Origin of the sequence: Allocatenococcus thiocycli (assembly GCF_921292965.1) — a bacterium.
In the GTDB taxonomy this organism is placed as follows: Bacteria; Pseudomonadota; Gammaproteobacteria; order Enterobacterales; family Vibrionaceae; genus Vibrio; species Vibrio natriegens.
In genome coordinates, this window is the sequence record NZ_CAKLCK010000033.1 from 54,701 (window position 1) to 73,007 (window position 18,307).

Consider the following 18,307-nt stretch of genomic DNA (forward strand, 5'->3'; position numbering starts at 1 on the left):
ACTCGTTTCGTGAGTTTAGGTAACGTTAAACACAACATCAGTAATTGGCTCAGGCAGCCTGCACCAGAGGCACTGTTTGATCGCCAATTGGTGTGGATTGCGTTGGGGTTGATGTTGACGGGATTGATCATGGTAACGTCGGCCTCTTTTCCTATCAGCTCACGCCTGACTGATCAGCCTTTCCACTTTATGTTCCGTCACGCGACTTTTCTTGTGCTTGCGTTGATCACATCAGCAGTGATTCTCCAAGTTCCTTTGGAAGAGTGGTTCAAGCGCAGTCACTATTTGCTTTGGCTCTCTTTTACTTTGCTTATCATCGTGTTGCTAGCGGGTAAGTCTGTAAATGGTGCCTCTCGATGGATCCCTCTGGGGCTGTTTAACCTGCAGCCTGCCGAGGTCGCGAAGCTGGCCCTGTTTATCTTTATGTCTGGCTATTTAGTCCGAAAACAAGACGAAGTGCGTCAAACCTTCTTTGGCGGCTTTATGAAGCCAATCATGGTGTTTGCATTTTTTGCCGTACTATTGTTGGGACAGCCAGACTTGGGAACGGTTGTGGTAATGCTTGTGACCTTATTCGGCATGCTGTTTATTGCGGGCGCAAAGTTAACCCAGTTTCTCGCACTGATGGTCGCTGGTATCGGCGCCGTCGTCGGTTTGATTCTGGTCGAGCCTTACCGTATGCGACGCGTAACGTCATTTCTCGATCCTTGGGAAGATCCATTCGGTAGCGGTTATCAGCTGACTCAATCTTTGATGGCGTTTGGTCGCGGTGAATGGTTTGGCCAAGGGCTGGGTAACTCCATTCAGAAACTCGAATACCTACCAGAAGCGCACACTGACTTCGTGTTTGCCGTATTGGCCGAAGAACTTGGTTTTGTCGGCGTCGTGCTGGTGCTGATGTTGATATTTAGTCTGGTACTGAAAGCCGTTTACATTGGTAAGCGTGCTTTTGAAGACGGCGAAATCTTTGGTGGATACCTCGCGTTCGGTATTGGCATTTGGTTCGCGTTCCAGACACTGGTTAACGTCGGCGCTGCCGCAGGTATCGTACCAACCAAAGGTTTGACCCTTCCGCTAATCAGTTATGGTGGTTCCAGTCTGATTATTATGTCCGTTGCAGTATCCATATTGCTGCGTATCGATCACGAATGCCGCTTGAAACGCGAGCAACAACAATCAGAACAACAAACTAATGAAGAAAACTAAACGTTTGATGGTGATGGCTGGTGGTACTGGCGGTCACGTATTTCCGGGGCTTGCCGTTGCTAAGCAACTGCAGGAACAAGGTTGGGAGATTCGCTGGTTAGGTACGGCGGATCGAATGGAAGCGGATTTGGTACCTAAGCATGGTATTGAAATCGACTTCATCAAAGTGAAAGGTTTGCGAGGTCAGGGCGTTAAGCGTCTTCTGGCGGCACCATTCCAAATTATCAATGCCATTATGCAAGCGCGTACTCACATGAAACAGTGGAAGCCGGATGCGGTTTTGGGCATGGGTGGTTACGTGAGTGGACCTGGTGGCATTGCGGCTTGGTTAAGTGGTATTCCGGTTGTTCTACATGAACAAAATGCCGTTGCAGGTTTGACGAACCAATGGCTGTCTAAGATCGCTAAAAAAGTATTTCAGGCTTTTCCTGGTGCTTTCCCAAAAGCTGAGGTTGTCGGTAATCCTGTACGTGAGGATGTGACTCAACTGGCTGAACCAGCACTTCGTATGCAAGGCCGCCAGGGTCCTATTCGGATTTTGGTCATGGGTGGTAGCCAAGGCGCTCGTATTCTTAACCAAACGTTACCTGAGGTTATGGCTAACTTAGGTGAAGACTACTGTATTCGTCATCAAGCGGGTAAAGGCTCAGCACAAGAAGTGCAAGCCGCATATCAGAAACACAATGTGGTTAATGCCGAAGTGACCGAATTTATTGATGATGTGGCGGAAGCGTATGCATGGGCAGACCTGTTAGTGTGTCGCTCAGGGGCTTTGACGGTATCTGAAGTTTCTGCCGCTGGTGTCGGCGCTATTTTCGTACCGTTTATGCACAAAGACCGCCAACAGGCACTCAATGCGGATCATTTAGTCGAATGCGGAGCCGCGAAAATGATTGAACAACCAGTGTTTACGGTTGAATCACTCACTGAGCAAATCCAGCAGTTAGATCGCAAAACTTTACTAGAGATGGCTCAGCATGCACGTGGCGCCGCTAAACTGGACGCCGACAAAACTGTCGCACAAGCCATCGTCGCTTTGACTGAAAAGCGTTAATGAATTATCGAGAATAGAAACAGATGACTATTGAACATACACAAGACTTAGCTCAGATTCGCGCCATGGTTCCAGAAATGCGTCGCGTGAAATCAATCCACTTCATCGGTATTGGTGGTGCGGGTATGAGCGGCATTGCTGAGGTGCTCCTAAACGAAGGTTATCAAATTACCGGTTCTGATCTTGCAAAGAATGCGGTAACTGAACGATTAGCCGCTAAAGGCGCAACCATCTATATCGGGCATCAGGCAAGCAATGTTGAGCAAGCAAGTGTGGTTGTTGTTTCTACAGCTATCAACGAAGAAAACCCAGAAGTGATGGCGGCTCGTGAGCTACGTATTCCTATTGTTCGTCGCGCAGAGATGCTGGCTGAGTTGATGCGTTTTCGTCATGGCATTGCTGTGGCAGGTACACATGGCAAAACCACAACCACGGCGCTTGTGACGCAAATTTACTCAGAAGCGGGTCTTGATCCAACGTTTGTTAACGGTGGCTTGGTGAAAAGTGCGGGGACCAACGCACGTCTTGGATCTAGCCGTATCCTTATTGCAGAAGCGGATGAAAGCGATGCGTCATTCCTGCACCTTCAACCAATGGTGAGCATTGTTACCAACATCGAAGCCGATCATATGGATACTTACGGTGGTGACTTTGAAACCCTGAAGCAAACCTTCATCGACTTCCTGCATAATCTTCCATTTTATGGTCAAGCGATTGTTTGTATTGATGATCCTGTCGTTCGCGAGTTAATTCCGCGTATTAGCCGTCAGGTGATTACCTATGGTTTCTCTGAAGATGCGGACGTACGTATCGAGAATTACCGTCAAGAAGGCCAGCAAGGTAAATTTACAGTGGTTCGTAAAGGCAGAGCCGATCTTGATATCACTCTGAATATCCCGGGTCGTCATAATGCACTCAACGCATCAGCTGCAATCGCAGTTGCAACGGAAGATGACATTGAAGATGACGCGATCCTGAAAGCAATGGCGGGAACGCAAGGTACGGGACGTCGCTTTGATCACCTTGGTGAATTTGATACGGGCAACGGCCATGCGATGTTGGTGGACGATTACGGTCACCACCCAACGGAAGTCGGCGTAACGATCAATGCAGCGCGCAGCGGTTGGCAAGACAAGCGCTTGGTAATGATTTTCCAACCGCACCGCTACAGCCGAACCCGTGATTTGTATGATGATTTTGCTAACGTACTTGAGCAGGTCGACGTGCTGATAATGTTGGATGTTTATTCTGCAGGTGAAAAGCCTATTGCAGGCGCAGATGGACGCGCATTATGCCGCACAATTCGCAGTAGAGGTAAGCTAGATCCAATTTTTGTTCCAGAAATCGAGCAATTACCGTCAGTTTTGGCTAACGTTATACAAGACGGAGACCTAATTTTAACTCAAGGTGCTGGTGATGTTGGTAAAGTAGCTAAACAGCTGGCAGCTCTTGAGCTAAATATTAATAAAATGATGGGATAAACTGAAATTCGGTGTGAGCTTTAAGATAAAGACCTAGATCTCGATTTTGCGCCAACAACGTTGTGATTTATTGTTATCAGTGTTTGATAGTTTATTAGAGCTCAGTATAATCTCAAGGTTATAGTCATTGCTTTTGTTAGTGTGTTATTAACATGAGCAAGGTAGGCGACAAAGGTCAGGAAACGAAGACGTTGTTGAATATTGCACTAAATGAAGAGCGACTGAACACGGATAATAATCGTGGTCGCAAAAATAAAATCTTAGGTGCGCTATTTTTTGTCGTAGTTTTGACTTTAATTAGTTCTGTTTTGTACTCGGCGATCAGTTGGATGTGGGATGACCAAAGACTTCCTCTATCCAAAATAGTGCTCCAAGGAGAGTTGGAGTATATCAAAGCTGATGATGTTCAAACTGCATTCAGCAGAATTGACCACATTGGTACGTTTATGTCACAAGACATCGATGTATTACAGCAAAGTGTTGAAGCCTTGCCATGGGTTGCTCATGCAGCAATTCGAAAGCAATGGCCAGATACAGTAAAAGTTTTTTTGACAGAGCATCATCCTGAAGCCATTTGGAATGGCAACGAGTTGTTGGATAAAAACGGCTTGGTATTCGACGGGGATGTTGGTCTGGTAAAGGAAGATAAAGTTAAGCTGTATGGACCTAAAGATAGCGGACCTGAGGTTTTACAAACCTACCGTGATTTGAGTCCTAAGTTTCAGCAACTAGGTTTAGCGATATCGTCTCTGGTATTAAATGAGCGACGAGCTTGGCAAATCATCCTTGAAAACGGTATTCGATTAGAGCTCGGTAAAGAGTCTCTTCTTGAGCGTATAGAGCGTTTTTTCTCACTCTATAACAAGCTTGGTAGTGACACGCAAAGAATCAGTTATATCGATCTCAGGTACGATACAGGAGCTGCAGTCGGTTGGTTTCCTGAAGAAGAGTTAGAAGAGAGTACAGATGACTAAGGCCGCAGACGACAACATTATTGTTGGTCTTGATATAGGCACTGCAACCGTATCAGCTCTAGTGGGCGAAATTTTACCAGATGGCCAAATTAACATAATTGGTGCGGGTAGTAGCCCTTCGCGCGGCATGGACAAAGGTGGCGTGAATGACTTGGAGTCGGTTGTAAAATCAGTACAACGCGCAATTGATCAAGCTGAGTTAATGGCCGAGTGCCAAATCAGCCGAGTATTCATTTCGTTGTCTGGTAAGCATATCGCAAGCCGAATCGAAAAAGGTATGGGTACGATATCTGATGAGGAAGTTTCTCAAGAGGATATGGACAGAGCTATCCATACTGCAAAATCAATTAAAATCGGTGATGAACAGCGAATCCTTCATGTGATTCCACAAGAGTTTACCATCGACTACCAGGAAGGGATTAAAAACCCGCTTGGTCTCTCTGGGGTAAGAATGGAAGTAAGTGTCCATCTTATCACCTGCCATAATGACATGGCGCGCAATATCATTAAGGCGGTAGAACGTTGCGGCCTTAAGGTAGAGCAACTTGTATTTTCTGGGCTTGCTGCAAGTAATGCAGTAATTACCGAGGATGAAAGAGAGCTTGGAGTTTGTGTGGTCGATATTGGCGCAGGCACGATGGATGTTGCAATCTGGACGGGTGGTGCGCTACGTCACACAGAAGTATTTTCGTACGCGGGAAATGCGGTAACAAGCGATATTGCTTTTGCTTTTGGTACGCCAGTAAGCGATGCTGAAGAAATAAAAGTAAAATATGGCTGTGCTTTAAGTGAACTGGTCAGTAAGGATGACACGGTTAACGTTCCAAGCGTAGGTGGGCGACCTTCACGTAGTCTGCAACGTCAAACATTGTCAGAAGTGATAGAGCCACGCTACTCTGAGCTTATGGGACTGGTTAACCAAACGATCGATACCGTTCAGGCAAAATTACGCGCAGAGGGCATTAAGCACCATCTGGCAGCCGGTGTAGTACTGACTGGCGGCGCTGCGCAAATGGACGGGGTCGTCGAATGTGCGGAACGCGTATTCCGCAACCAAGTAAGGGTCGGCAAACCGCTCGAAGTCAGCGGCTTAACTGACTATGTAAAAGAGCCGTACCATTCTACGGCAGTTGGATTACTTCATTACGCAAGAGACATGCAGTCTAGTGACGATAGCGATTACAATGAACCTAAACGCTCATCTGTTACTGGCTTTTTCGGTAAATTGCGTAACTGGATACAAAAAGAGTTTTAACCTGAGTTGCAGGATAAACGGAGACAACACATGTTTGAACCGATGATGGAAATGTCTGACGATGCAGTAATCAAGGTCGTTGGAGTTGGTGGCGGCGGTGGTAACGCTGTTGAACACATGGTGCGTGAATCCATCGAAGGTGTGGAATTCATCAGCGTTAACACTGATGCGCAAGCACTTCGTAAGACAAGCGTTGGCAATGTTATTCAGATTGGTGGTGATATCACCAAAGGTCTGGGTGCAGGTGCGAATCCACAGGTCGGCCGTGAGGCAGCTCTCGAAGATAGAGACAGAATTAAAGATTCCATAACTGGTGCCGATATGGTTTTTATCGCAGCAGGTATGGGTGGTGGTACAGGTACTGGTGCAGCTCCTGTTATCGCTGAAGTAGCCAAAGAGCTAGGCATTCTTACTGTTGCAGTGGTAACTAAACCATTCAGCTTTGAAGGTAAGAAGCGTTTAGCGTTTGCTGAACAAGGTATCGATGAGCTTTCTAAACACGTTGACTCATTGATTACGATTCCAAACGAAAAGCTACTTAAAGTTCTTGGTCGTGGCGTGACGTTGCTAGAAGCGTTTGCAAGTGCGAATGATGTTCTTAAAAATGCAGTACAAGGTATTGCGGAACTAATTACTCGTCCGGGTATGATCAACGTCGACTTTGCTGACGTACGTACTGTTATGTCTGAAATGGGCCACGCAATGATGGGTAGCGGTATCGCGAAAGGCGAAGACCGCGCTGAAGAAGCGGCTGAAATGGCAATTTCTAGTCCACTTCTGGAAGACATCGATCTAGCTGGTGCACGTGGTGTTCTTGTTAACATTACTGCTGGCTTGGATATGCGTCTTGACGAGTTTGAGACAGTGGGTAATACAGTTAAGGCATTTGCTTCTGATAATGCAACTGTAGTTATCGGTACTTCTCTAGACCCAGATATGACGGATGAAATCCGCGTAACTGTTGTAGCGACAGGTATTGGTAACGAGAGAAAACCAGATATCACCCTTGTTGCTGGTGGTAAAGCGAAAGTAGCACCAACTACACAAGCTCAGCCACAACAACAAGCAATGGCAACTCAAGCTGAAGAGAAGCCGGCACAAACTCTGCAACCTCAAGTGCAAGAGAAGCCACAGGTAACTCCTCAGCCGACAAATACAGCGTCTTCTGCTCCTGCTTCGTCGAGCCAAAGCTCTGCGGCACCAAAGCAAGAGAAAGAGAGCGGTTATTTAGATATTCCGGCATTCTTGCGTCGCCAGGCTGATTAATCTTTAACCCATAAATTTGACATGGTTCAAAATTATGGTAGCATTCACGGTCGACGTTACAGACGACCGTGTTTTGTAGCACACTTTAGAGAGGCAAGCAGATGATCAGACAACGTACTCTGAAAGAAATAGTGAAAACAACTGGTGTGGGTCTCCACTCTGGTCGTAAAGTCACGCTTACTCTGCGCCCGGCTGCTGCAAATACAGGTATCATTTACCGTCGTACAGATGTAAATCCACCTGTAGATTTTCCAGCTGATCCTGCGTCTGTGCGTGACACTATGCTATGTACTGCATTAGTTAACGACGAAGGCGTGCGTATTTCAACAGTTGAGCACTTGAATGCTGCGCTCGCTGGTATGGGTATCGACAACATTGTTGTTGAAGTAGACGCTCCTGAAATTCCAATTATGGATGGTAGCGCAAGCCCATTTGTATACTTGCTTCAACAAGCAGGTATCGAAATGCAAAATGCTCCAAAGCGTTTTATCCGCATTAAAAAACCAGTTCGTTTCGAAGATGGCGATAAGTGGGCAGAGTTTGTTCCATTTAACGGCTTCCGTATGGACTTCGAGATTGAATTTAACCACCCTGCAATTGAGTCTGACGAGCAGCGCCTGTTGTTTGACTTCTCATCTAAAGGGTTTGTTCGCGAGATTTCTCGTGCACGTACGTTTGGTTTTATGCGTGATATTGAATATCTACAGTCTCAGAACTTAGTTTTGGGTGGTAGCTTTGATAACGCTATCGTACTGGATGATTACCGAATTCTTAATGAAGAAGGTCTGCGTTTTGACAATGAGTTCGTTACTCATAAAGTATTGGACGCAATTGGTGACCTTTACATGTGTGGACACCCAATTATTGGTGAGTTCCGTGCATTCAAATCAGGTCACGGTCTAAACAACCAACTTCTACGTGCTGTTCTGGCTGATCAGGAAGCATGGGAATGGACAACATTCGAAGAAGAAGCGGGCTCTCCAGTCGCATTTGCAGAACCAAATATGGTACTAGCATAAGCTTAAACTGAATTTAAAAAACCAGGTCTCGACCTGGTTTTTTTCTATCCAAAATTCAATCTTTTCAGCGTATTATTACTTTGACTTATCAGCCATGTCAGCCAGTCTTTTCAGGCGCTCTTGAATTTTAGGTGGCGCCATATCCGCAATAATCATTAATGATTTGGCCGCTGACTCAGTTAACGGCGGTCGCTTGGGTCTATCGTCTTGCTCGTACCGGTTGCGATAAAGGGATGGATTAATTCGGACATCCACGCTGATCAACTTTGCATAGCCTTGAGTTCGGAGTTTATTGAGGATCATTAGGCGATCGTAGTCGATCTTCATCTTGATGGCAGCGCTAGACACATCGATCAATAGATGACCGTTACGGACATTAGCAACTCGGCAATGATCAGCCGTGCCTTTAGGCAAGATATCCTGTAAGGCTTTGTTGAGCTGCAAGATTTCTCCAGCATGCTCTTGAATCTTCTTAAACTGAGATTCAGCAATAACATCCTCTGTTGAGGTTGGTCGATGATCACGCATAGGTAAAATCTAATTTTGTGGATATACCGCTATTCTAGAGCAGCTTTCTATCTAGGTATAGTTTACATTAGCGTCTTTATTACAATTGGTTTGGACGCCGCATAATGAAAGCAAATTGATAGATTTGGAGAGTTACAATTAAAAATTTGGCTAATCTATCACCACTTTCAATAAAATTTACAGAGTGCTTCAAACAAATAGGTCTATTTATGGTTGTATCGATTAAAAATCCTTACACTAAGCCCCAATGTTTCTAAATTTAGCCTTGAAATATGGATGTTTGGACTCAATATCATTTGTTAAATGATTTATATCAGTATTCTTAGTACCAAACTGGCAGAGACTGAAGGCATTACGAGTAGATCGGGAACGGTCTGATGAAAGAGAGATTCACGAAAAATGATAACTAAGCTACTGACAAAAGTTATTGGCAGTCGCAACGATCGAACACTGCGCCGCCTTAGAAAAATTGTAAAAGAAATTAATAACTACGAGCCGACATTTGAAGCTCTATCTGATGAAGAACTAAAAGCAAAGACTGTTGAATTCCGCGAGCGTTTGGACAAAGGTGAAACTCTCGATCAACTCCTTCCAGAAGCGTTTGCTACCGTTCGTGAAGCGTCTAAGCGTGTTTACGGCATGCGTCACTTCGATGTACAGCTTATTGGTGGTATGGTCCTGAATGCAGGTCAAATCGCGGAAATGCGTACAGGTGAAGGTAAAACTTTAACTGCAACTCTTCCAGCTTACCTAAACGCACTAGCGGGTAAAGGCGTTCATGTTGTAACCGTGAACGATTACTTGGCTAAACGTGACGCAGAGACAAACCGTCCATTATTTGAATTCTTAGGTATGAGCGTTGGCATCAACGTGCCAAACATGCCACCTCAAGAGAAAAAAGAAGCGTACCAAGCTGACATCCTTTACGGAACCAACAACGAGTTTGGCTTTGATTACCTTCGTGACAACATGGCTTTCCGCAATGAAGACCGCGTACAGCGCGAGCGCTTCTTTGCCGTAGTCGATGAGGTTGACTCAATCCTTATCGATGAAGCTCGTACGCCTCTTATCATTTCTGGTCCTGCTGAAGACAGCTCTGAGCTATACACTCGAATCAACTTGCTGATTCCACATCTTGAGAGACAAGATCAAGAAGATTCAGAAGAATACCGTGGTGATGGCCACTACACGTTAGACGAAAAATCGAAACAAGTTTACCTGACTGAAACGGGTCAAGAGTTTGTCGAAGAGCTTCTGGTTAAGAACGGTTTGATGGAAGAGGGCGATACGCTTTACTCTCCAACCAATATCAGCCTACTTCACCACGTGAACGCAGCGCTGCGAGCTCATGTACTATTTGAACGCAATGTTGATTACATCGTTACTGAAGACGGTGAAGTTGTCATCGTTGATGAGCACACTGGTCGTACTATGCCAGGCCGTCGTTGGTCTGAAGGTTTGCACCAAGCTGTAGAAGCGAAAGAAGGCGTTAAGATTCAGAACGAAAACCAAACGCTGGCATCTATTACATTCCAGAACTATTTCCGTCTATACGAGAAATTGTCAGGTATGACAGGTACTGCCGACACTGAAGCGTTTGAGTTCCAGTCTATCTATGGTTTGGAAACGGTTGTTATTCCAACCAACAAACCAATGATTCGTAATGATATGCCGGATGTGGTGTACCGTACAGAAGCTGAAAAGTTTGCCGCAATCATTGAAGATATCAAAGATCGCGTAGCAAAAGGCCAGCCAACACTAGTAGGTACAGTATCGATCGAGAAATCTGAGCTGCTATCTAATGCACTTAAGAAAGCTAAGATTAAGCACAACGTACTGAACGCTAAATTCCACGAGAAAGAAGCTGAGATCGTTGCTGAAGCAGGTATGCCTGGCGCGGTGACTATCGCTACAAACATGGCGGGTCGTGGTACCGATATCGTGCTTGGTGGTAGCTGGCAATCTAAAGTTGAAACGTTAGAAAATCCGACTCAAGAGCAAATCGACGCGATTAAAGCGGATTGGAAAGTCGTACACGATAAAGTGTTGGAAGCAGGTGGTCTGCACATCATCGGTACAGAGCGCCACGAATCTCGTCGTATCGATAACCAGCTACGTGGTCGTTCTGGTCGTCAGGGTGATGCAGGTTCTTCACGTTTCTACCTATCAATGGAAGATTCACTACTGCGCATCTTCACTTCAGACCGCATGGCAAGTTTGATCCAAAGTGGTATGGAAGAAGGCGAAGCGATCGAATCGAAAATGCTTTCTCGCTCGATTGAAAAAGCGCAGCGTAAAGTGGAAGGTCGTAACTTCGATATCCGTAAACAGCTACTTGAATACGATGACGTTGCGAACGATCAGCGTAAAGTCGTTTACGAGCTACGTGATGAGTTGATGAGCGTTGACGATATCAGCGACATGATCGAGCAGAACCGCGAAGACGTGATGACGGCGATCATTGATGAATACATTCCACCACAATCTCTGGAAGATATGTGGGATGTTGAAGGTCTGCAAGAACGCCTGAAAGCGGACTTCGATCTGGACGCACCAATTAAGCAATGGCTTGAAGAAGATGACAAACTTTACGAAGAAGCTCTTCGTGAAAAGATCATTTCACTGGCTGTTGAAGTCTACAAAGCGAAAGAAGAAGTCGTTGGCGAGCAAGTACTGCGTAACTTCGAAAAATCTGTCATGCTACAGACTCTGGATACGCTTTGGAAAGAACACTTGGCAGCAATGGATCACTTGCGTCAAGGTATCCACTTACGTGGTTACGCACAGAAGAACCCGAAACAAGAGTACAAGCGTGAATCGTTTGAGCTGTTCGAAGGTTTGCTAGATGCGTTGAAATCTGATGTTATCACCGTTCTGTCTCGTGTACGTGTTCAACAACAAGAAGAAGTTGAGCGTATGGAAGAGCAACGTCGTGCGCAAGCAGAAGAAGCTGCGCGCCGTGCACAAGCTCAACATGCAGCTGCAGAAAACCAGCTTGCTGATGGTGAAGAATCTGAAGGCGCACACCAACCTGTCGTTCGTGATGAGCGCAAAGTAGGTCGTAATGAGCCTTGTCCATGTGGCAGCGGTAAAAAGTACAAACAGTGCCACGGAAAAATTGACTAACAGAGTTTAGTCACATATTGATAAAGAGTCGCTTATGCGGCTCTTTTTTTAAGTAAATTTTATTGCTCCCCATAGTGCCATCTTAATGCAGGGCGGGAAGCAGTTCATTTTTAGGAAACGTTCTCCATGAAAAGAATTCACATCGTTGCGGCGATCATCTTTAACCAAGATAAATCGCAGATCTTCATTACTAAACGTCCTGACGATAAACATAAAGGCGGATTTTGGGAGTTTCCTGGTGGAAAAGTAGAGCCGGAAGAGTCTGTGGAGCAGGCGATGATTCGTGAGCTGGAAGAAGAAGTCGGGATCAACGTGACAGAACAATCTTTGTTTGAGCACCTTGAGTACGACTATCCAGACAAATCTCTGAAGTTCGATTTTATCTCCGTCACTTCTTTTGAAAATGAACCATACGGTAAAGAAGGTCAGGAAGGGCGCTGGGTTGATATCACGAGCTTGCCTGAATATGCATTTCCGGAAGCCAATGTGCCAATCCTTGAGCGTGTTGTACAAGAGTTTTCTTCATAGTTTCGACATTAATCATCTTGTGGTTCGCAAGGTATGTTGTTAGTTTAAAAAGATTGAGCGAAACGAGAGAAACGAGTATAGGTCTCGTTATCCAGAGAAGGAGATAAAACGCAATGGTTCGTATTGCAATCGCAGGAGCAGCTGGCCGCATGGGTCGCAACTTGGTTAAGGCTTCACACCATCATCAAGAAGCGTCAGTAACAGCGGGATCTGAGCGTCCGGAATCATCACTCGTCGGTGTCGATATCGGTGAACTATGTGGTGAAGGCAAATTTGATGTCGTTCTCACGGATGATCTTGTTAAAGACGTGGATAACTTTGATGTCATTATCGATTTTACTGCACCGGTAAGCACTTTAGCTAACCTTGAGCTATGCAAACAGTATGGAAAAAGCATGGTGATTGGCACCACTGGTTTTAGTGATGAAGAGCGTGCGCTTATTGATGAAGCGGCAAAGCAAGTCCCTGTGGTAATGGCTCCTAACTACTCTGTTGGTGTTAACCTAGTCTTCAAGCTACTTGAGAAAGCAGCCAAAGTCATGGGTGACTACTGCGACATCGAGATTGTTGAAGCACATCATCGCCATAAAGTGGATGCACCATCAGGTACTGCCATTGGTATGGGAGAAGCGATTGCAGGAGCGATGGGTAACAATCTTAATGACGTAGCGGTGTATGCTCGTGAAGGCATTACGGGTGAACGTACTAAAGATGAGATTGGTTTTGCCACTATTCGTGCTGGTGACATTGTTGGTGAACACACGGCGATGTTTGCTGATATTGGCGAGCGCGTTGAAATTACACACAAAGCAACGGATCGCATGACCTTTGCTAACGGTGCGGTGAAGGCTGCGGTTTGGTTGAGTGATAAACCTGCAGGTTTTTATACCATGACCGATGTACTGGGTTTGAATGAACTCTAATTACATAATTATTCGCCGGCGTAAGCCGGCTTTTTTATATCTCTAGGTATAGATGTAAAATAAATGATTTAATAACGCTGCCATTCTCACGTTAGTTTAGTGGTGTTTTTAGCGGTTTTGTTGTCTATGCTGTCTATATGGCTTAAAAAGTATAGTTAATTTTGGTTGGTTAACGTTTGCGTAAAAATCTCATCTGATTTTGTGATCTGTATAAAGTTCAAATTTGTAAAATTCACAAAAAAGTCATCCCTTCCCATATAGAGATGTCTAAAACTTGTTGTTTTGGGGGTTATTCTGCCTAAATGTCCTTACTTGCTAGAAAAGCATAATTTATTTTTAATTGCTTGTTGACAGGTTTCCTGTCCGTCTTTAGAATACCGCCAATTTGTCTGAAGTACCTATTTATGTAGATTTTATAGGTAAAGGAAGGCATGTTTGCACTTTGATTTATTTTTTTTGCATTTTTATTCTGGAGGTTGTCTTGGGTAAATTAGCACTGTTAGTCCTAGAAGATGGGACAGTGTTCCGCGGAGTGTCCATTGGGGCAGATGGCGTATCCGTCGGTGAAGTCGTTTTCAATACCTCGATGACGGGGTATCAAGAAATCCTCACTGATCCTTCCTATTCTCAGCAAATCGTTACTCTTACTTATCCTCACATTGGCAATACCGGAACCACTTCCGAAGATGAAGAATCCTCTTCTATTCATGCACAAGGCCTTGTGATTCGCGATCTTCCTCTTATCGCTTCTAACTTCCGTAATGAACAATCTCTTTCTGACTACCTTAAATCTCAAAATATTGTTGGCATCGCTGACATTGATACGCGCAAACTGACTCGTATCTTGCGTGAGAAAGGTGCGCAGAATGGTTGTATTGTTGCAGGTGACAGCTTAGATGAAGCTTTGGCACTGGCGAAAGCAAAAGAATTCCCGGGTCTGAAAGGAATGGATCTTGCGAAAGTTGTGACAACAAAAGAAGCGTACCAGTGGAAGCAAGGCTCGTGGACGCTTGAAGGTGGACTGCCTGAAGCGAAAGATGACAGCGAGTTGCCGTACCACGTTGTAGCATACGACTTTGGCGCAAAGCGAAACATCCTACGCATGTTGGTTGACCGTGGTTGCCGCTTGACGGTTGTACCTGCTGAAACTTCAGCAGAAGAAGTACTGGCTCTTAATCCAGATGGCGTTTTCCTATCAAACGGCCCTGGTGACCCAGAACCATGTACTTACGCGATTGAAGCAACAAAAGTGTTCCTAGAAAAAGGTTTACCTATCTTTGGTATCTGTCTGGGTCACCAAATCCTGGCGCTAGCGTCTGGTGCACAAACTGTGAAAATGAAGTTTGGTCACCACGGTGCGAACCACCCAGTTAAAGATTTAGATCGTAACGTTGTAATGATTACCTCTCAAAACCACGGTTTTGCAGCGGACGAAGCAACGCTACCGGAAAACCTACGTGCAACTCACGTATCTCTATTTGATGGCTCTCTGCAAGGTATCCACCGTACAGATAAGCCAGCATTTAGCTTCCAAGGTCACCCAGAAGCGAGCCCAGGTCCACATGACGCAGCACCGCTTTTTGACCACTTTATCGAACTAATCAAACAACACAGCGCTTAATTCGGAGTAGTAGATAATGCCAAAACGTACTGACATTCAAAGTATTCTAATTCTTGGTGCTGGTCCGATTGTTATCGGTCAGGCATGTGAGTTTGACTACTCTGGCGCACAAGCGTGTAAAGCACTTCGTGAAGAAGGCTACCGAGTTATTCTGGTTAACTCGAACCCTGCGACAATCATGACTGACCCAGAGATGGCTGATGCGACTTACATCGAGCCAATCCAATGGGAAGTGGTACGCAAGATCATCGAAAAAGAGCGTCCAGATGCGGTTCTACCGACAATGGGTGGTCAGACTGCGCTTAACTGTGCTCTAGATCTAGAGAAGCACGGCGTTCTTGAAGAGTTCGGCGTAGAAATGATTGGTGCAACCGCTGACGCGATTGATAAAGCGGAAGACCGTTCTCGTTTCGATAAAGCAATGAAGTCTATCGGTCTTGAGTGTCCTCGCGCAGATACTGCGAAGAGCATGGAAGAAGCTTACAAAGTTTTAGACATGGTTGGCTTCCCTTGTATCATCCGTCCATCATTTACGATGGGTGGTACTGGTGGCGGTATCGCTTACAACAAAGAAGAATTCGAAGAAATCTGTCGTCGTGGTCTGGATCTTTCTCCGACTAACGAACTGCTTATCGATGAATCTTTAATCGGTTGGAAAGAGTACGAAATGGAAGTAGTTCGCGACAAAGCGGACAACTGTATCATCGTATGTTCAATCGAAAACTTCGACCCAATGGGCATCCACACGGGTGACTCAATCACTGTAGCTCCAGCACAAACACTGACTGACAAAGAATACCAGCTAATGCGTAACGCATCGCTAGCAGTTCTGCGTGAAATCGGTGTGGAAACAGGTGGTTCAAACGTACAGTTTGGTATCAACCCGAAAGATGGCCGTATGGTTATCATCGAGATGAACCCACGTGTATCTCGTTCTTCTGCTCTAGCGTCGAAAGCAACGGGTTTCCCAATCGCTAAGATTGCAGCGAAACTGGCTGTTGGCTTTACTCTAGACGAGCTACAAAACGACATCACTGGTGGTGCAACTCCAGCATCATTCGAACCAACTATCGACTACGTAGTAACTAAGATTCCTCGCTTTAACTTCGAGAAATTTGCAGGTGCTAACGACCGTCTGACAACACAGATGAAGTCAGTTGGTGAGGTGATGGCGATTGGTCGTAACCAACAAGAATCTCTTCACAAAGCTCTACGTGGCCTAGAAGTTGGCGCGACTGGCTTTGATGAGATGGTTGATCTAGAAGCGCCAGACGCACTGACTAAGATTCGTCACGAGCTGAAAGAAGCTGGTGCTGAGCGTATCTGGTACATTGCTGACGCATTCCGTGCGGGCATGTCTGTTGATGGTGTTTTCAACCTGACTAACATCGACCGCTGGTTCCTGGTTCAAATTGAAGAACTAGTGAAACTAGAAGAAGAAGTGAAAGCAGGCGGTTACGCTGGCTTGACTAAAGACGTTCTTCGTCAACTTAAGCGCAAAGGCTTCTCTGATGCTCGCTTGTCTAAATTACTTGGTGTTGCTGAAAGCGAAATTCGTCGCGCTCGTGAACAGTTCGACATTCACCCGGTTTACAAACGTGTGGATACGTGTGCAGCAGAATTCTCTTCTGACACGGCTTACATGTACTCATCTTACGATGAAGAGTGTGAAGCAAACCCAACAGACAAAGACAAGATCATGGTTCTTGGTGGCGGTCCAAACCGTATCGGCCAAGGTATCGAATTCGATTACTGTTGTGTACACGCATCGCTAGCACTGCGCGAAGACGGTTACGAAACCATTATGGTTAACTGTAACCCAGAAACGGTATCTACTGACTACGATACGTCTGACCGTTTGTACTTCGAACCAGTAACGCTGGAAGACGTACTGTCTATCGCTCGCGTTGAAAAGCCAAAAGGTGTGATTGTTCAGTACGGTGGTCAAACGCCACTTAAACTGGCTCGCGCACTAGAAGCGGCTGGCGTGCCAATCATTGGTACTAGCCCTGATGCAATCGACCGTGCAGAAGACCGTGAGCGTTTCCAAGCAGCTGTTGAGCGTCTAGGCCTTCTTCAACCACAAAACGCTACCGTTACAACGATGGAGCAAGCGGTTGAGAAGTCAAAAGAAATCGGCTTCCCATTGGTTGTTCGTCCATCTTACGTACTAGGTGGCCGTGCGATGGAAATCGTATACGACGAGCAAGACTTACGTCGCTACTTCAACGAAGCGGTAAGCGTATCGAACGAGTCTCCAGTTCTACTAGACCGTTTCCTTGATGATGCAACTGAAGTTGATATCGACGCTATCTGTGATGGTGAGCGTGTTGTTATCGGCGGTATCATGGAGCACATCGAGCAAGCAGGTGTTCACTCAGGTGACTCAGCATGTTCACTTCCAGCTTACACGCTAAGCCAGGAAATCCAGGATAAGATGCGTGAGCAAGTTGAGAAGTTAGCATTTGAACTAGGTGTACGCGGTCTGATGAACACGCAGTTTGCAGTGAAAGGCAACGACGTTTACCTAATCGAAGTTAACCCTCGTGCTGCGCGTACGGTACCATTCGTTTCGAAAGCTACAGGCGCACCACTAGCGAAAATCGCTGCACGTGTAATGGCGGGTCAATCTCTAGAGTCGCAAGGCTTTACTAAAGAGATTATTCCTCCTTACTACTCAGTGAAAGAAGTGGTTCTACCGTTCAACAAATTCCCTGGTGTTGACCCACTATTGGGCCCAGAAATGCGCTCAACAGGTGAAGTCATGGGTGTTGGTGCAACGTTTGCAGAAGCATACGCAAAAGCAGAACTAGGCTGTGGTAGCGTTTACCCTGAAGGTGGCCGTGCGTTACTATCAGTACGTGAAGGCGATAAAGAGCGTGTGGTTGACCTGGCTTCTAAGCTAGTGAAACTTGGCTACCAGTTGGATGCGACACACGGTACAGCTGTGATTCTAGGCGAAGCGGGTATCAACCCTCGTCTAGTAAACAAAGTACACGAAGGTCGTCCTCACATTCTGGACCGTATTAAGAACAACGAATACACCTACATCGTGAACACGGCGGCAGGTCGTCAAGCGATTGAAGATTCGAAAGTTCTACGTCGCGGTGCCCTAGCTGAGAAAGTGAACTACACAACAACGCTAAACGCAGCGTTCGCTACGTGTATGTCTCACACAGCTGATGCAAAAGCGTCTGTGACTTCTGTTCAAGAGCTACACGCTAAAGTGAAAGCGAGTCTAGAAGCGTAATAGATAAAAAATCAGTAAGCTCGTTAATGAGAGCTTATATGACAACCTCATTGCCCGCTCATTAGAGCGGGCTTTT

13 protein-coding genes are annotated in these 18,307 nt (G+C 45.7%); 12 read left to right on the forward strand and 1 reads right to left on the reverse strand.

What is annotated here, in order from left to right; all coding sequences use genetic code 11:
- Nucleotides 1-9 precede the first annotated feature (9 nt).
- From ftsW to lpxC, 7 genes are all read left to right on the forward strand, one after another.
- Entirely contained in the window at nt 10-1,206 is a 1,197-nt protein-coding gene (gene ftsW / locus L9Q40_RS13610; RefSeq protein WP_014230801.1) for a cell division protein FtsW, read from the forward strand.
- Entirely contained in the window at nt 1,193-2,260 is a 1,068-nt protein-coding gene (murG, locus tag L9Q40_RS13615) for an undecaprenyldiphospho-muramoylpentapeptide beta-N-acetylglucosaminyltransferase (protein WP_498793596.1), read from the forward strand. The genes ftsW and murG overlap by 14 nt, the downstream gene beginning before the upstream one ends.
- A 23-nt stretch (nt 2,261-2,283) precedes the next feature.
- The gene (gene murC / locus L9Q40_RS13620; protein WP_498793597.1) at nt 2,284-3,741 is read left to right on the forward strand and encodes a UDP-N-acetylmuramate--L-alanine ligase; all 1,458 of its coding nucleotides are present in this window, start codon (nt 2,284-2,286) and stop codon (nt 3,739-3,741) included.
- A gap of 191 nt (nt 3,742-3,932) precedes the next feature.
- Nucleotides 3,933-4,715, forward strand: coding sequence for a cell division protein FtsQ/DivIB (locus tag L9Q40_RS13625; protein ID WP_024372778.1), 783 nt, complete (start codon nt 3,933-3,935; stop codon nt 4,713-4,715).
- A complete protein-coding gene (gene ftsA / locus L9Q40_RS13630) occupies nt 4,708-5,970 on the forward strand; it encodes a cell division protein FtsA (protein ID WP_014230805.1) in 1,263 nt (420 codons plus the stop codon). Before L9Q40_RS13625 ends, ftsA begins: the two co-directional genes overlap by 8 nt.
- A 30-nt stretch (nt 5,971-6,000) precedes the next feature.
- Entirely contained in the window at nt 6,001-7,236 is a 1,236-nt protein-coding gene (gene ftsZ, locus L9Q40_RS13635; protein WP_020335892.1) for a cell division protein FtsZ, read from the forward strand.
- Nucleotides 7,237-7,337: 101 nt separating this feature from the next.
- Entirely contained in the window at nt 7,338-8,255 is a 918-nt protein-coding gene (lpxC, locus tag L9Q40_RS13640) for a UDP-3-O-acyl-N-acetylglucosamine deacetylase (protein ID WP_014230807.1), read from the forward strand.
- A 75-nt stretch (nt 8,256-8,330) separates the two neighbouring features.
- Here the strand turns inward: lpxC and L9Q40_RS13645 are convergent, their stop codons facing one another.
- Entirely contained in the window at nt 8,331-8,783 is a 453-nt protein-coding gene (locus L9Q40_RS13645) for a DUF721 domain-containing protein (RefSeq protein ID WP_014230808.1), read from the reverse strand.
- A gap of 399 nt (nt 8,784-9,182) precedes the next feature.
- Between L9Q40_RS13645 and secA the strand changes: the two genes are divergently transcribed.
- The 5 genes from secA to carB all read left to right on the forward strand — a co-directional run bounded on the left by secA (nt 9,183) and on the right by carB (nt 18,231).
- Nucleotides 9,183-11,909, forward strand: coding sequence for a preprotein translocase subunit SecA (gene secA / locus L9Q40_RS13650; RefSeq protein ID WP_014230809.1), 2,727 nt, complete (start codon nt 9,183-9,185; stop codon nt 11,907-11,909).
- A gap of 126 nt (nt 11,910-12,035) precedes the next feature.
- The gene (gene mutT, locus L9Q40_RS13655) at nt 12,036-12,437 is read left to right on the forward strand and encodes an 8-oxo-dGTP diphosphatase MutT (protein ID WP_498793598.1); all 402 of its coding nucleotides are present in this window, start codon (nt 12,036-12,038) and stop codon (nt 12,435-12,437) included.
- A 113-nt stretch (nt 12,438-12,550) separates the two neighbouring features.
- Nucleotides 12,551-13,360 carry a 4-hydroxy-tetrahydrodipicolinate reductase gene (gene dapB / locus L9Q40_RS13660; protein ID WP_498793599.1) on the forward strand — a complete coding sequence of 270 codons (810 nt, stop codon included), beginning with the start codon at nt 12,551-12,553 and terminating at the stop codon, nt 13,358-13,360.
- A 481-nt stretch (nt 13,361-13,841) separates the two neighbouring features.
- Nucleotides 13,842-14,981 (forward strand): glutamine-hydrolyzing carbamoyl-phosphate synthase small subunit, encoded by a 1,140-nt coding sequence (gene carA / locus L9Q40_RS13665; protein ID WP_014230812.1) that lies wholly within the window; start codon nt 13,842-13,844, stop codon nt 14,979-14,981.
- A gap of 16 nt (nt 14,982-14,997) precedes the next feature.
- Complete coding sequence (gene carB / locus L9Q40_RS13670; protein WP_014230813.1) at nt 14,998-18,231, forward strand: carbamoyl-phosphate synthase large subunit; 3,234 nt, start codon at nt 14,998-15,000, stop codon at nt 18,229-18,231.
- Nucleotides 18,232-18,307 lie beyond the last annotated feature (76 nt).

Excerpts from the sequence above, each read along its gene's own strand:
- murG (WP_498793596.1), top strand. The coding sequence starts at position 1,193 with ATGAAGAAAACTAAACGTTTGATGGTGATGGCTGGTGGTACTGGCGGT.
- murC (WP_498793597.1), top strand. The coding sequence starts at position 2,284 with ATGACTATTGAACATACACAAGACTTAGCTCAGATTCGCGCCATGGTT.
- ftsA (WP_014230805.1), top strand. The coding sequence starts at position 4,708 with ATGACTAAGGCCGCAGACGACAACATTATTGTTGGTCTTGATATAGGC.
- ftsZ (WP_020335892.1), top strand. The coding sequence starts at position 6,001 with ATGTTTGAACCGATGATGGAAATGTCTGACGATGCAGTAATCAAGGTC.
- lpxC (WP_014230807.1), top strand. The coding sequence starts at position 7,338 with ATGATCAGACAACGTACTCTGAAAGAAATAGTGAAAACAACTGGTGTG.
- L9Q40_RS13645 (WP_014230808.1), bottom strand. The coding sequence starts at position 8,783 with ATGCGTGATCATCGACCAACCTCAACAGAGGATGTTATTGCTGAATCT.
- secA (WP_014230809.1), top strand. The coding sequence starts at position 9,183 with ATGATAACTAAGCTACTGACAAAAGTTATTGGCAGTCGCAACGATCGA.
- mutT (WP_498793598.1), top strand. The coding sequence starts at position 12,036 with ATGAAAAGAATTCACATCGTTGCGGCGATCATCTTTAACCAAGATAAA.
- dapB (WP_498793599.1), top strand. The coding sequence starts at position 12,551 with ATGGTTCGTATTGCAATCGCAGGAGCAGCTGGCCGCATGGGTCGCAAC.
- carB (WP_014230813.1), top strand. The coding sequence starts at position 14,998 with ATGCCAAAACGTACTGACATTCAAAGTATTCTAATTCTTGGTGCTGGT.